This is a genomic window from Cupriavidus sp. MEYA8 (genome assembly GCF_059278825.1).
Genome location: NZ_CM181222.1, coordinates 1,975,582 through 1,989,690, shown reverse-complemented (window position 1 = coordinate 1,989,690; position 14,109 = coordinate 1,975,582). Strand labels below are relative to the sequence as shown.

Sequence of the window (14,109 nt, the reverse complement as noted above, 5' to 3'; positions counted from 1 at the left end):
GGCTTGCCTGGCCTGGCTTGCCTGGCCGGACTTGCCTGCCTGACTTGCCGACCGGAACCGATTCTTCGCGGATTTTTCGTTTTTTAGCCCATGACTGCTCCCGCTTCCGAGTTCCTGCCCTTTGTCCGGCCTGAAATCGATGCCGCCGCCATTGCCGATGTCGGCAGGGTGCTGGCGTCCGGCTGGATCACCTCCGGGCCGAAGATGCAGGCCTTCGAGGCCGCGCTGTCTGACCTGTTCGGCGGACGCCCGGTGCGCACCTTCGCCAACGGCTCGGCGACGATGGAAATCGCGCTGCGCATTGCGGATATCGGCCCTGGCGATGAAGTCATCACTACCCCGATCACCTGGGTCGCCACCGCCAACGTGGTGATCGCGGTCGGCGCGCGCCCGGTGTTCGTCGACATCGACCCGCGCACGCGCAACCTGGACCTGGACGCGGTCGAGGCGGCCATCACGCCGCGCACGCGCGCGATCATGCCGGTGTACCTGTCGGGCCTGCCGGTCGACATGGACCGCCTCTACGCCATCGCATCGAAGCATGGCCTGCGCGTGATCGAAGACGCCGCCCAGGCGATCGACTCGCGCTGGCGGGGCCAGCGCATCGGCGCGTTCGGCGACCTGGTCAGCTTCAGCTTCCAGGCCAACAAGAACATCACCACCATCGAGGGCGGCTGCCTGGTGATGAACACGCCGGAAGAAGCGGTGCGCGCCGAGCGCCTGCGGCTGCAGGGCGTGATCCGCACCGGCATGGACGGCATGGACGTGGAAGAACCCGGCGGCAAGTTCAACCTGACCGACGTCAATGCCGCAGTCGGCCTGGCCCAGCTCGAAAAGCTCGACACCATTACCGCACGCCGCGCCGAACTGGCCGAGGCCTACTTCCGCTGCGCCGCCGACCATGGCCTCGCCGGCCTGGGCATCGAGCTGCCGCAGCCGCTCGATGCCCAGGCCGCCACCACCAACTGGCACATGTTCCAGGTGGTGCTGCCGACCGAACGCCTGCAGGGCGGTCCGGCGCAGGCGCGCCGGCAGGTCATGGAAGCCCTGCGCGAGCGTGGCATCGGCACCGGCGTGCACTACCCGCCCATCCATCTTTTTACCTACTACCGCTCGCTCGGCTGGCGCGAGGGCATGCTGCCGCATGCCGAACGCATCGGGCGCGGCATCGTCACGCTGCCGCTGTTCCCCGCGATGCAAGCCGCCGACGTCGAGCGGGTCTGCGCAACCCTCAGCGAAACATGCAAACGTCTCTCCACATGAGCCCGGTCGAAGTCTCGGTAGTCATTCCGGTCTACAACGAAGAAGACGGGCTGCAAGCCCTGTTCGACCGCCTCTATCCGGCGCTGGATGGCCTCGGCGACTCTTACGAGATCATCTTCATCAACGACGGCAGCACCGACCGCTCTGCGGCGCTGCTGGCCACGCAGTTCCACAAGCGCCCGGACGTGACCCGGGTGGTGCTGTTCAACGGCAACTTCGGCCAGCATATGGCGATCCTGGCGGGCTTCGAGCATACCCGCGGCAGGATCGTGATCACCCTCGACGCCGACCTGCAGAACCCGCCGGAAGAAATCCCGCGCCTGGTCGAAGCGATGCGCGCCGGCCATGACTACGTCGGCACCATCCGCCGCCAGCGCAACGACACCGCATTCCGCCGCTACGCGTCGCGCGCGATGAACCGGCTGCGCGAGCGCATCACCAAGATCCGCATGACGGACCAGGGCTGCATGCTGCGCGCCTATGACCGCAACGTGATCGACACCATCAACGCGTGCCGCGAGGTCAACACCTTCATCCCCGCGCTGGCCTACACCTTCGCGTCGAATCCCATCGAGATCGAGGTCGGCCACGAGCAGCGCCATGCGGGTGAATCGAAATATTCGCTGTACCAGCTGATCCGCCTGAATTTCGACCTGGTGACCGGCTTCTCGATCGTGCCGCTGCAGTGGTTCTCGGCGATCGGCACGATCCTGTCGCTGTTCTCCGGCGTGCTGTTCGTGATGCTGCTGGTGCGCCGCTTTGTACTCGGCTCGGAAGTGCAGGGGGTGTTCACGCTGTTCGCCATGAACTTCTTCCTGATCGGCATCCTGCTGTTCGGCGTGGGCCTGCTGGGCGAGTACGTCGGCCGCATCTACCAGGAAGTGCGCGGCCGCCCGCGCTACCGCATCCAGGCGGTGCTGGAAAAGGCCGACCCGGCGCACGCCGCACTGGGCCGCAAGGGCCGGGAGCCATGATGCGCGCTGTCGTCTTCGGCTACCACAATGTCGGCGACCGCTGCCTGCGCGTGCTGCATGCGCGCGGCGTGGAAGTGGCGCTGGTCATCACGCACCGCGACCGTCCCGACGAGAACATCTGGTTCCGCCGTGTCGCGGACACCGCCGCGGAGCTAGGCCTTCCCTTTATCTACGGCGAGGATCCTGCCGATCCCGCGATCGCGCAGGCAGTGCGCGACGCGCGCCCGGACGTGATCTTTTCCTTTTACTACCGCGCGATGATTCCGGCGGCAGTGCTGGCGCTGGCTCCTGGCGGCGCCTTCAACATGCACGGCTCGCTGCTGCCGAAGTACCGCGGCCGCGTGCCGGTGAACTGGGCGGTGCTGCACGGCGAGACCGAAACCGGCGCAACGCTGCATGCAATGGAATCGAGGCCGGATGCGGGCTATATCGTCGACCAGACCGCCGTGCCGATCCTGCCGGACGACACCGCCGGCGAAGTCTTCGAAAAGGTCACGGTGGCCGCCGAACAGACCCTGTGGCGCGCGTTGCCGGCGATGATCGCCGGGCAGACGCCGCAGCGGCCCAACCGGCTTGCGGAAGGCAGCTATTTCTCCGGGCGCAGGCCGGAAGACGGCCGCATCGACTGGAGCCAGCCGGCTGCGAGCGTCTACAACCTCATCCGCGCGGTCGCGCCGCCCTACCCCGGCGCATTCACCGAGGTGGCCGGACAGCGCTTTATCGTGGCGCGGGCGCGCCGCCTCCAGGCCGGCAGCGCACCCGCCGGCTTGCCGCCCGGCCTGCACGTGCAGGACGGCAGGCTGCTTGGCCTGTGCGGCGATGGCGGTGCGGTGCTCGTGACCGAATTGCTGGCGCATGACGGGGCGCTGGTCACGCCCGATACCTTTTCCCAGATTCTCAGAAAACAAACCAACGAGGAAAACCGATGAAAAAGGTCCTGATTCTCGGCGTCAACGGCTTCATCGGCCATCACCTGACGCGCCGCATCCTGGAAACCACGCCGTGGGAGGTCTACGGCATGGACATGAACACGGACCGCCTGGGCGACCTCGTCGATCACCCGCGCATGCACTTCTTCGAAGGTGACATCACCATCAACAAGGAGTGGATCGAGTACAACATCCGCAAGTGCGACGTGGTGCTGCCGCTGGTCGCCATCGCCACGCCGGCCACCTACGTGCGCCAGCCGCTGCGCGTGTTCGAGCTGGATTTCGAGGCCAACCTGCCGATCGTGCGCGCCGCGGTCAAGTACGGCAAGCACCTGGTGTTCCCGTCGACCTCGGAGGTCTACGGCATGTGCAGCGACGAGGAGTTCGACCCGGAAGCCTCGCCGCTGGTCTACGGCCCGATCAACAAGCCGCGCTGGATCTATGCCTGCTCCAAGCAACTGATGGACCGCGTGATCCACGCCTACGGCATGGAGCAAGGGCTGAACTACACGCTGTTCCGCCCCTTTAACTGGATCGGCGCGGGCCTGGACTCGATCTTCGAGTCGAAGGAAGGCTCGTCGCGCGTGGTGACGCAGTTCCTCGGCCATATCGTGCGCGGCGAGCCGATCAGGCTGGTCGACGGCGGCGCGCAGAAGCGCGCGTTTGCCGATATCTCGGACGGCATCGGCGCGCTGATGCGCATCATCGAGAACCCGAGCGGCATCGCCAGCGGCAAGATCTTCAATATCGGCAATCCGGCCAACATCCATTCGGTGCGCGAGCTGGCCGAGATGATGCTGAAGATGGCCGCGGACTACCCCGAATACGCCGAGGAGGCGCGCAAGACGCAGATCGTCGAAACCTCGTCGGGCGACTTCTACGGCAAGGGCTACCAGGACGTGCAGCACCGCGTGCCGAAGATCGACAACACCGTCGAAGAGCTGGGCTGGAAGCCCGAGGTCACGATGGAGCAGTCGCTGCGCCGCATCTTCGAGGCGTATCGCTGCAAGGTGGTCGAGGCCCGCACGCTGGTCGACTCGGCCAACTGAGCGCGCACCGCAGATGGCACGCATTGCCCTGAAGGTCGACGTCGACACGCTGCGCGGCACGCGCGAAGGCGTGCCGAAGCTGCTGTCGATGCTGGACGCCGCGCAGGCACAGGCCACCTTCCTGTTCAGCCTCGGGCCTGACCATACCGGCTGGGCGCTGCGGCGCGTCTTCCGGCCGGGCTTCCTGAAGAAGGTGTCGCGCACCTCGGTGGTATCCAACTATGGCTTGCGCACGCTGATGTACGGCGTGCTGCTGCCGGGCCCGGATATCGGGCGCAAGGGCGCGGCGGAAATGCGCGCGGCCCGCGCCGCCGGCCACGAGTGCGGCATCCACACCTGGGACCACGTCTACTGGCAGGACAACGTGCGCGAGCGCGATGCGGCCTGGACCCGGCGCCAGATGCAGCAGGCGTTTGCGCGCTACACCGAGGTCTTCGGCGAACCGCCGGCGACGCATGGCGCAGCGGGCTGGCAGATGAACGAGGATGCGTTCCGCCAGATCGACGACTGGGGCATGGCCTATGCGTCGGACGGGCGCGGCACGGCGCCCTATATCCCCACCATCGACGGCGTGCCGTGCCGGCACGTGCAGATGCCGACCACGCTGCCGACGCTGGACGAGCTGATCGGCACCGGCGGGCTGACCGAAGACAATGTCCATACTGCGCTGCTGAAGCTGACCGAAGGCGCGGGGGACCATGTCTTTACGCTGCATACCGAACTGGAAGGCGGCAAGCTGGCGCCGGTGTTCGAGCGGCTGCTGGCGGGATGGCGCGCGCAGGGGCACGAACTGGTGTCGATGGCGGCGTGGTATCGCGGGCTGGAGCGCAGCGGGCTGCCACAGTTGCCGGTGACGTGGGGGGAGATTCCCGGGCGGAGCGGGGAATTGATTGTGCAGCCCGAAGTGTTATCGCGCTGAGCCGCAGCCAACGCCGTCTGAACCAGGCTCCCCTCTCCCGCAAGCGGGAGGGGAGCAAACCCGTGGCAATACTCAGTCCCTGCGGCTGGCTGCCCCCACGCGCAGCCCATTAAACACCACCAGCAGGCTCGCCCCCATATCGGCGAACACCGCCATCCACATCGTCCCCATCCCCATCACAGTCAGCGCCAGGAACACCGCCTTGATGCCCAGCGCCAGCGTGATGTTCTGCACCAGGATGCGCGAGGTGCGGCGCGACAGCCGGACGAACTCCGGAATCTTGCGCAGGTCGTCGTCCATCAGCGCCACGTCGGCGGTTTCGATGGCGGCGTCGGTGCCGGCCGCGCCCATGGCGAAGCCGATATCGGCGCGCGCCAGCGCCGGCGCATCGTTGATGCCATCGCCGACCATGCCGATGCGGCCGCCGCGCGCATGCGCGGCGTCGGCCAGCGCGGCGATGCCGTCGGCCTTGTCCTGCGGCAACTGGTTGCCGCGCGCCTCGTCGATGCCGACCTCGGCCGCGATGGCCTGCGCGGTATGCGGGTTGTCGCCCGACAACATCAGCGTCTTCACGCCCAGCGCATGCAGTCCGGCGATCGCCTGCCGGCTGGTCTGGCGTACCGTGTCGGCCACCGCAAAGAGCGCCAGCGCGGTCGCGGCGCCGTTGCCTTCGACGCGCACCAGCAGCACCACGGTCTTGCCTTCGCGCTCGATCGCTTCCAGGCGTGCCTCCAGCGCCGGCGAGCAGGCGCCCAGGTCATGCACCAGCCGGTGATTGCCAAGCCGGTATTCCACGCCCTGCACCGTGCCACGCGTGCCGCTCCCCGCGAGCGCCTCGAAATCGTCCACCGGCAGCGTCGCAATGCCTTCGCCCGCCGCGGCGGCGGCCACCGCGCGCGACACCGGGTGGTCCGAGCGAGCGGCCAGGCTGGCGGCAATGGCGCGCACCTGCGGCGGCGCGTCGGCCAGCAGCGCATGGTCGGTTTGCACCGGCTTGCCGTGCGTGATCGTGCCGGTCTTGTCCAGCGCCACCCAGGCCAGGTGCCGGCCCTGCTCCAGGTAGACCCCGCCCTTGACCAGGATGCCCCGGCGCGCGGCCGCGGCCAGGCCGCTGACGATGGTCACCGGCGTGGAAATCACCAGCGCGCACGGGCAGGCGATCACCAGCAGCACCAGCGCCTTGTAGATCCAGTCGGCCCAGCCACCGCCAGCCAGCAGCGGCGGCACCACCGCCACCGCCACGGCAATGGCGAACACGGTGGGAGTGTAGATGCGCGCGAACTGGTCGACGAAGCGTTGCGTCGGCGCGCGGCTGCCCTGCGCGGCTTCCACCGCGTGGATGATGCGCGCCAGCGTGGAGTCGCCGGCGGGCGCGGTCACGGTGTATTCCAGCTCGCCCGACTGGTTGATCGAGCCGGCGAAAAGCGGATCGCCTTCGGCCTTGTCGACCGGCACGCTTTCACCGGTGATCGGTGCCTGGTCCAGCGCCGACTGGCCGCGCACGACCTTGCCGTCCAGCGCCACGCGCTCGCCGGGGCGCAGCCGCACCAGCGCGCCGACGGCGACGCTGGCCGCGGACACGGCTTCCCAGCTGCCGTCGTCGCGGCGCACCGTCGCCTGCTCCGGCGCCATCGCCATCAGCCCGCGGATGGCATTGCGGGCGCGGTCGAGCGACGCTGCCTCGATGCGCTCGGCCAGCGCGAACAGCACCATCACCATCGCCGCTTCGGGCCATTGCCGCAGCAGCAGCGCGCCGGTGACGGCGATGCTCATCAACGCATTGATATTCAGGTTGCCGTTGCGCAGCGCGATCCAGCCCTTGCGGTAGGTGGTGAGGCCACCCAGCGCCACCGCCGCCAGCGCCAGCGCGGCCGGCAGCCACGGCAGGCCGAACGCCAGCCATTCGGTCGCTTCCGCGCCGACCGCGGCCACGCCGGCCAGCACCAGCGGCCACCACGGCTTGCGTGCGGTGGTCTCGGGCAGGACCTGCTGCGCGGCTTCGGCATCCAGCGGCACCGCCTGCATGCCGAGGCTGCGGATGGCCGCGACCACCGGCTCCGGCGACGGCAGCGTATGGTGGAGCGTCAGCACCCGCTGGATCAGGTTGAACTCCAGCGCCGCCACGCCCGCCATATTGCCCAGCTTGTTGCGGATCAGCGTTTCCTCGGTGGGGCAGTCCATCGCGTCGATGCGATAGGCGGCGGTGCGGGTTCCGGCCGGCACCTCGACGGGCGCGGCCGGCGTCAGCGCAATCGTTGACGAGCAGCCACCGCCACAGCAAGAGGGCGCCGCGGCGTCCGGGGCGGCCTGCGAATGTGCATGCCCGTGATTGTGGCCATGAGCATGGCCAGGACCGTGATCATGGACGTGATCGTGGCCATGTTCATGGCGGCGTCCGGAGTGATCGTGCCCCGGGCCGGCATGATCCCGGGGCAGTGCGTCTTCAGGTGACGTGCGAGCCATCTCTTGTTGTTCGCGTGGTTTGACCTGATGACATTGAAGACCCTGTAGCGGCTACAGAGTCAAGCAGGCTTCAAGCGGACCCTTAGTGCTCGCAATTGACCATCCACGACATGCCGAAGCGATCCACCAGCATGCCGAAGCCTTCGGCCCAGAACGTCTTCTGGTACGGCACCACCACCTGCCCGCCTTCGGCCAGTCCGTTGAAAATGCGCTCACCCTCTTCCTTGCCGACCGCGCCGACCGACAGGCTGAAGCCGCTGAAGGCCGGCCGCTCGCCCGGGCGGCCATCGGACGCCATCAGCTGGGTCTCGCCGAACTGGATATTGGCGTGCATCACCTTGTCCTTCCAGTCTTCCGGGATCTGCATGCCCTGGTCCGGCGGCGCCTCCTTGTAGCGCATCGCGAATGTCACCTGCGCGCCCAGCACCTTGCCGTAGAACGCCACGGCTTCGTCGAAGCGGCCGCCAAAATCCAGATAGGGTTGCACCTGCATGTCACTCTCCTTGTGGGTTGTGATCCTGGTTGCGTGTGGATGCGCCGGCCGGAGTTGCCTTGCCGGCACGCGCGCCATTATGCGCGCGTGCCGGGCACATGCAAGCGCAGCGGTCCGCTGCCGATCGCTTCAGGCCACCGTGGCGGGAGCCTGCGTCGCCGCGGCCGAGGTTTCGGCCGGGAATTGCAGCGAGAACACCGTTTCGCCGTCGGCGCTGCGCACGGTCACGCTGCCGCCGTGCAGCCGCATGATGGTGTCGACGATTGCCAGCCCGAGGCCGGTCGAAGTGGCCGAATTGCGGCGCGACGGGTCCGCGCGGTAGAAGCGGCCGAAGATATGCGGCAGGGTGTCCGGCGGGATCGCCGGTCCCGCGTTGCTGACGCGGATGCAGGTGTTGGCCGCCCCACCCGGCGCGGGAACGCGCGTGGCATCCAGCCGCACCGTGGTTCCCTCGGGCGCGTGGCGCAGCGCGTTGTCGAGCAGGTTGGTGACCGCGCGCCGCAGCAGCGCCTGGTCGGCCTGCACCAGCGCGTGTCCGCCAACCGCCAGCGTGACGTCGCGGTCGGCCGCGACCGCCTCGAAATACTCGGCCATCTTGTCGAGCTCTTCACGCGCATCCAGCGTGCGCACGCCCAGCGCCACCTGCGCATGGTCGGCGCGCGCGAGGAACAGCATGTTCTCGATCATGCGCGCCAGCCGTTCGTATTCTTCCAGGTTCGATTCGAGCAGCGCCTCGTATTCCGCCGCGCCGCGGCTTTGCGCCAGCGTTACCTGGGTCTGGCCGATCAGGTTGCTGATCGGGGTGCGGAAATCGTGCGCGAGGTCCGCCGAGAACTCGGACAGCCGCGAGAAGCTGTCCTGCAGCCGCGCCAGCATGTCGTTGAGCGCGGCCGCCAGCTCGCGCAGCTCGGCGGGCGCACTGCCCACATCGAGCCGCGTGGCAAGCCGGCTGGTGGTCACCGCGGCCGCGTCGGTTGCCATGCGCCGCAGCGGCTGCAGACCGCGCCGCGCCAGCACGAAACCGAGCCCGGCCGCCGCGGCCGCGCCGCACAGCGTCGCCCACAGCAACCGGTAGCGGTATTCGCGGATCAGCGCCACGCGGTAGCCGGCATCGCGCAGCACCACGATCTCGACGGCCTTGTCGGAATCCCCGAGCTGGCCGAGCGCGGCAATGCCGCGCGAAGGCACGCCGTTGCGCGGATACCAGGTCTGCAGCATGTCTTTCTCCGGCTGCATGCCGGCCGGCAGCACGCGCAGCGGCGGCACGGACTCGTTGCGCGGATTGAGCGTGACCAGCGGCTCGCCCTGGCGCGAGCGCACCACCAGGATCAGCCCCTCATGGCCCATGGCGATATCGGCGAACCGGTGCGTATCGGCGCGGATCTCAGCCTCGCTGCGCACTTCGCGCAGCAGGTGGCGCACCAGCAGCACTTCGCCGACCAGTTCGCTCTCGTCGCGGCCCTGCAGCTGCGCCGACAGCGCGCTGGACAGGTAGGCTGCCACGCTGACCAGGATCGCGGCCGTGGCCAGCCCGTACGCCAGCGCCAGCCGCGTGGTCAGGGACGACGGCAGCCGCATCATGCCGCGCCGGGCCCGAAGCCATCGCTGTCTTCGCCGTCATCCAGCACATAGCCCATGCCGCGCCGGGTATGGATCAGCTTGCGCGCAAACGGGTCGTCGACCTTGGCGCGCAGGCGCCGGATCGATACGTCGACCACATTGGTGTTGCTGTCGAAGTTGACGTCCCACACCTGCGACGCGATCAGCGAGCGCGACAGCACCTCGCCGCGGCGGCGCGCCAGCAGGTACAGCAGCGCAAACTCCTTGGAGGTCAGGTCGATCTTCTGGCCGGCGCGCACCACGCGACGGCGGATGGCATCGATCTGCAGGTCGGCCACTTCGATGAATTCGCTCTCGCGCAGCGGCCCGCGGCGCAGGATGGTGCGGATGCGCAGCACCAGCTCCGCGAAGGCGAACGGCTTGACCATGTAGTCGTCGGCGCCAAGCTCCAGGCCCTTGAGGCGGTCCGACAGCTCGTCACGCGCGGTCAGGAACAGCACGGGCGTGTCGCGCTCGCGGCGCAGCTCGCGCAGCACCTGCCAGCCGTCAAGGTTGGGCAGCATCACGTCCAGCACGATCAGGTCGTAGGGGTGCTCGCGCGCGTGGGCCAGGCCGTCGACACCGTCGCGCGCCAGGTCCACCACGAAGCCGGATTCGGTGAGGCCCTTGAGCAGGTAGTCGCCCGCCTTGGGTTCGTCCTCGACAATCAGGATACGCATGTGTCAGTCACTTTCCGGCGGCACCAGTGCCGCCATGGCGTAACGCTAGCCGAGGATGGCGGGAAATGGGCAAAGATTTCAGAAATGTCATGGCAAAGACGGCTTTCTGCGGGGAAATGCCAGTAAAATGCGCGGTGACCGCCGGCCCGGCCGATGGTTCCCCCCGCGCTCCGCGCGATTTCGATTACCTGTCCGCTTAGCCTTCGCCCGCCTTGATGAAACGCCTGCCGCGCCTGTCGAACTCCCTGCTGCTGTCGCTTGCACTGCTCGCGCCGGTATCCGGTGCCCTGGCGGCCGTGACGACCGTATGCAGCGCGGTGCAGGCCGCGGGGCTGTCGCTGCCGGAACGGCACGCAGCGGCCAAGATGGAAGCCGAAGCCGCACTGGGTGGCGGCAGCGAAGGCAGCTGCCGCGGCGCCGCCGTGCAGGTCATGGTGGAACCCGGCGGACAAGGCGTGCCGCTGCAACTGCAGGACGGGTCGCCGCAGCCGTCGGACGACGACACGGCAACGCTGCCGGGCCAACCTGCCGCCGCCGCGGGCGAACTGCCGGAACTGCCGCCCGAGGTGATGGCCCACTGGGCGCATGCGGCCCCGATGGCGACACCGGCGGTATTCAACGACCTGCTGCCCGACCTGCTGCCTTTTGCCTCGCGCTGCTGAAGCGCAACGCCGCGCCTGGCGGCGTTCCTGACTGCTACCCGCTTATTGCCGCAAGCCGCTGGCGCTGCGCGTGCGGCTTATTCGACGCGGAAGAACTCGATCGATTGCCCCGCATTGACCGCGCGCTGCAGCCAGTCGGGGTATTCGCCCTCGCCGTCCCAGCTTTGCCCCAGGGCATTGCGGTAGAGCGGACGCGGTGCGCCATTGGATTTGGCGCTGGCAACATCGGCGCCGGCCTCGGGCGCGGCCTTGCGTGAGGGTTCCACAGCGCGCGCCGGGACCTTGTCGAAGCATCCCGCGGCGACCAGGTCGTCAAGCGTCAGCGCATGACGGTCCATTTGCTCGTGGATCCACGCCACCGCAGCGAGTTTGGCTGAATCAGACTCGGACATGACTATCGTGAGAGGCCCGCTGCATTTCCGCGGGCAATGAGGACCGGCGATGGAACCGCAGGCCGGTCGGATAGCCATGATTCTACAGCCTTTGCCGGTGCTGCCGGCGTTTGCGCGCGACGGCGCGGCGCATTTCCTTGCATTTCCCTGCATTTGCCGTGCGCTTGCCGCGCAGGGCAAATGCTGCATGACGGCAATGTCATGTCGGCGTCATGCTGGCGTGGATGGCCAGTGCCTAGACTTCTCTCTACCGCCACCCGTACCGGGCTGGCACTCTTACGGAGAAGCATCCATGCAAGCACTCAGGCAAGTCTTTGTCGCCACCGCACTGGTTGCGGCCGCGGTCGGCACCGCGCAGGCAGCACCGCGCAGCGTCGATCCGTTCAGCGACGGCGCGCGCAGCGTCACCGGCACGCGCAGCTCGTTCACCGACGGCGCGCATACGGCCACCGGTACCCGCAGCAGCTTTACCGATGGCGCACACACCGCCACCGGCACCCGCAGCACCTTCACCGACGGCGCACACAACCCGAACGGTCCGCGCGACAGCTTCAGCGACGGCGCCTGACCTCGGCCGCCCGCCGCGCGGCCACCATTGTGCCCACCACGGCGCGCACGCGGGACCGCATCAGCGCACCGCGCCGTAGATCCGGCGCGCATCCGCGGCGTCGGCGATCGGCCGGCCCAGCGTGAGTCCGCCCTGCACGGCCTGCGCCACCAGCGCGGCGTTGCCGGGCGCGCGGCTGCCGTCGCGCAGCAGCAGGTTGTTCTCGAAGCCCACCCGCACATGGCCGCCGAACGCGGCGGCCGCGGTCACGCAGGCATTCTCTTCGCGGCCAAAGGCGCAGATCGCCCACGGCAGCGCATCGTCGCTTTCCGCGGCCACCTGCAGGAACGGCAGCAGGTCGTGCGGCGACGAGACCTGCCCCGCCGAATAGCGCCCCAGCACATACAGCAGCGACCACGCACCCGCCGGCACCAGTCCGCGCGCGCGCAGCGCATGCCAGCGGCGCACGTCGGCCGCGTCGTACAGGATGACCTGCGTCATCACGCGTTCGCGCGCCAGCCAGGCGAAGAACGCGGCCAGCTCGCTTTCCGGGATCTCCGGCACGGCCACCTCGCGCAAACCCACCGACACGGCTTCGGGCCGCAGCTCGCGCACCATCGCCATCTGCGCGGGGGCCTTGTACACGCCGGCGGCTTCGCTGGTCACCTGCACCAGCAGCGAATCGCCGACGGCCTGCTTCACGGCGGCCAGCGCGTCGCGGTAGGCCTGCGCGTCGAGCGAATGGCGGCCCTGCGCATCGCGCACGTGCATATGCATCATGGCGGCGCCGGCATCGAGGCAGGCGCGCGCTTCCTGTGCCAGCGCCGCGGCGGTCAGCGGCACCGCGGGGTGGTCGGCAGCCTGCTTGTAGGCGCCGTTGGGCGCGACCGTGACGATCAGCGGGGAATCGGCAAGCGCCGCGCGGGCCGCGGCGGCTTGTGTCGAGGCAGACGGATTGGCTTGGGTCATGGCTGGATCTCGGGCAATTCAGGAGCGATCAGGTCGAGGCCGGCGCGCAGCAGGCGGTCGTAGCGCGCGCGCTCGGCGGCAATGGCTGCGGGGCTCCAGACATAGAAGCCCTCGCCGCGCTTCATGCCGTGGCGGCCGTCGGCGGCGCGCTCGGCCAGGCAGCGCGCGGGATGGTCGTCGTTGCACAAGCTCGGGTACATGGTGGCGCCGGCGGCGGCGTGCACGTCGATGCCGGCATGGTCGCGCTGCAGCACCGGGCCAGCCGCCAGAAAGCGGAAGCCGAAGCCGAAGCGCACCGCCGCATCCACGTCCTCGGGCGAGGCAATGCCGCGGTCGATCAGGTTGAAGGCCTCGCGCGACAGCGCGTGCTGCAGCCGGTTCGCAAGGAAGCCGGGCAGGTCCTTGCGCACTTTCACCGGCACCATCGCGCAGCGGCGCATGAACGCGATCAGCGCGTCGGCGCGGCCTTCGTCGCTGTCTTCGCCCATCACCACTTCGACCAGCGGCACCAGGTGCGCCGGCATGAAGAAATGCAGGCCCAGCATGCGCTCGCGCGACTCCAGCCCGGCGCCGATCGCGCTGATCGGGAAGCTGGAGCTGTTGCTGGCGAGCACCGTGTCCGCCCGCGCGCGGCGGACCAGGTCGGCAAACAATTGCTGCTTGAGTTCCAGGCGCTCGGGGATGCATTCGATCACCAGGTCGACGGTGGCCCATTCCACCTGGTCCAGCGTGGCGGCCACGGACAGGCATGCGGCGCCGTCGGCGCGGCCGATGGCGGCCAGGTTGTCGCGCACCCGCCCGGGCAGCGCGGCGCCGCGCGTGGCGTCAGGCTCGATCACGGTGGTGCGGCACAGGGCGCGGGTCAGCACCACGGCGACGTCGGCGCCCATGGTGCCGCCGCCCACCACCACCGCATGGGCGGCGCCGGGACGGCCCAGTGGGCTGGCAGTGACCGCTTCGGTCGGGTTCGGCATAGGTTCTCCGGGGAAGTCCTGCGGGATTGGTGCCGCCCCGGGGGCCGCAGTGGCGCGCCGGGCAACGGAATCCCGGCAGTGTAGAGAACTCGCTTTGATTGATGAAGTCGATTCTCTGGATAAAATGATCCACAAATCAGATCAATCGCACGATCCGACCGCTCGTGCCGCTCATGTCTTCCGCGGCGCACACCGC

Annotated in this window: 15 protein-coding genes; 8 read left to right on the top strand and 7 right to left on the bottom strand. The window is 68.7% G+C overall.

Annotated elements, in window-relative coordinates; translation table 11 throughout:
- Positions 1-90 precede the first annotated feature (90 nt).
- The 5 genes from AC5WJ1_RS26100 to AC5WJ1_RS26080 are packed head-to-tail and all read left to right on the top strand — an operon-like array spanning position 91 to position 5,134.
- Positions 91-1,263, top strand: a complete 1,173-nt coding sequence (locus AC5WJ1_RS26100; RefSeq protein WP_133094462.1) for a DegT/DnrJ/EryC1/StrS family aminotransferase — start codon at positions 91-93, stop codon at positions 1,261-1,263.
- Complete coding sequence (locus AC5WJ1_RS26095; RefSeq protein WP_133094461.1) at positions 1,242-2,237, top strand: glycosyltransferase; 996 nt, start codon at positions 1,242-1,244, stop codon at positions 2,235-2,237. The genes AC5WJ1_RS26100 and AC5WJ1_RS26095 overlap by 22 nt, the downstream gene beginning before the upstream one ends.
- Positions 2,237-3,166, top strand: a complete 930-nt coding sequence (locus AC5WJ1_RS26090; RefSeq protein WP_494476983.1) for a formyltransferase — start codon at positions 2,237-2,239, stop codon at positions 3,164-3,166. Before AC5WJ1_RS26095 ends, AC5WJ1_RS26090 begins: the two co-directional genes overlap by 1 nt.
- The gene (locus tag AC5WJ1_RS26085; RefSeq protein ID WP_133094460.1) at positions 3,163-4,215 is read left to right on the top strand and encodes a bifunctional UDP-4-keto-pentose/UDP-xylose synthase; all 1,053 of its coding nucleotides are present in this window, start codon (positions 3,163-3,165) and stop codon (positions 4,213-4,215) included. The genes AC5WJ1_RS26090 and AC5WJ1_RS26085 overlap by 4 nt, the downstream gene beginning before the upstream one ends.
- A 13-nt stretch (positions 4,216-4,228) precedes the next feature.
- A complete protein-coding gene (locus AC5WJ1_RS26080) occupies positions 4,229-5,134 on the top strand; it encodes a polysaccharide deacetylase family protein (protein WP_195427840.1) in 906 nt (301 codons plus the stop codon).
- A gap of 72 nt (positions 5,135-5,206) precedes the next feature.
- On the opposite strand, the gene AC5WJ1_RS26075 is transcribed toward AC5WJ1_RS26080, so the two are convergent.
- Positions 5,207-7,357, bottom strand: a complete 2,151-nt coding sequence (locus AC5WJ1_RS26075; RefSeq protein ID WP_494476695.1) for a heavy metal translocating P-type ATPase — start codon at positions 7,355-7,357, stop codon at positions 5,207-5,209.
- Between the two features lie 96 nt (positions 7,358-7,453).
- Here AC5WJ1_RS26075 and AC5WJ1_RS26070 point away from each other — a divergent pair, with 96 nt between their 5' ends.
- Positions 7,454-7,585, top strand: coding sequence for a hypothetical protein (locus AC5WJ1_RS26070; RefSeq protein WP_256376129.1), 132 nt, complete (start codon positions 7,454-7,456; stop codon positions 7,583-7,585).
- Positions 7,586-7,679: 94 nt separating this feature from the next.
- On the opposite strand, the gene AC5WJ1_RS26065 is transcribed toward AC5WJ1_RS26070, so the two are convergent.
- From AC5WJ1_RS26065 to AC5WJ1_RS26055, 3 genes are all read right to left on the bottom strand, one after another.
- A complete protein-coding gene (locus AC5WJ1_RS26065; protein WP_135702869.1) occupies positions 7,680-8,090 on the bottom strand; it encodes a VOC family protein in 411 nt (136 codons plus the stop codon).
- A gap of 129 nt (positions 8,091-8,219) precedes the next feature.
- Positions 8,220-9,671, bottom strand: a complete 1,452-nt coding sequence (locus AC5WJ1_RS26060) for a heavy metal sensor histidine kinase (RefSeq protein WP_135702870.1) — start codon at positions 9,669-9,671, stop codon at positions 8,220-8,222.
- Positions 9,668-10,369, bottom strand: coding sequence for a heavy metal response regulator transcription factor (locus tag AC5WJ1_RS26055; RefSeq protein ID WP_133094455.1), 702 nt, complete (start codon positions 10,367-10,369; stop codon positions 9,668-9,670). Before AC5WJ1_RS26055 ends, AC5WJ1_RS26060 begins: the two co-directional genes overlap by 4 nt.
- 215 nt (positions 10,370-10,584) lie before the next feature.
- Here AC5WJ1_RS26055 and AC5WJ1_RS26050 point away from each other — a divergent pair, with 215 nt between their 5' ends.
- On the top strand, positions 10,585-11,031 hold the full coding sequence (locus AC5WJ1_RS26050) for a hypothetical protein (RefSeq protein WP_133094454.1): 447 nt from the start codon (positions 10,585-10,587) through the stop codon (positions 11,029-11,031).
- Positions 11,032-11,108: 77 nt separating this feature from the next.
- Here the strand turns inward: AC5WJ1_RS26050 and AC5WJ1_RS26045 are convergent, their stop codons facing one another.
- Positions 11,109-11,423 (bottom strand): H-NS family nucleoid-associated regulatory protein, encoded by a 315-nt coding sequence (locus AC5WJ1_RS26045; RefSeq protein ID WP_135702871.1) that lies wholly within the window; start codon positions 11,421-11,423, stop codon positions 11,109-11,111.
- Positions 11,424-11,715: 292 nt separating this feature from the next.
- Here AC5WJ1_RS26045 and AC5WJ1_RS26040 point away from each other — a divergent pair, with 292 nt between their 5' ends.
- Entirely contained in the window at positions 11,716-11,991 is a 276-nt protein-coding gene (locus AC5WJ1_RS26040) for a hydroxyquinol 1,2-dioxygenase (RefSeq protein ID WP_133094452.1), read from the top strand.
- Positions 11,992-12,051: 60 nt separating this feature from the next.
- On the opposite strand, the gene AC5WJ1_RS26035 is transcribed toward AC5WJ1_RS26040, so the two are convergent.
- A complete protein-coding gene (locus AC5WJ1_RS26035) occupies positions 12,052-12,939 on the bottom strand; it encodes a beta-keto acid cleavage family enzyme (protein WP_135702872.1) in 888 nt (295 codons plus the stop codon).
- Positions 12,936-13,913, bottom strand: coding sequence for a 3-hydroxyacyl-CoA dehydrogenase family protein (locus AC5WJ1_RS26030; protein WP_494476694.1), 978 nt, complete (start codon positions 13,911-13,913; stop codon positions 12,936-12,938). Before AC5WJ1_RS26030 ends, AC5WJ1_RS26035 begins: the two co-directional genes overlap by 4 nt.
- Between the last annotated feature and the right edge of the window lie 196 nt (positions 13,914-14,109).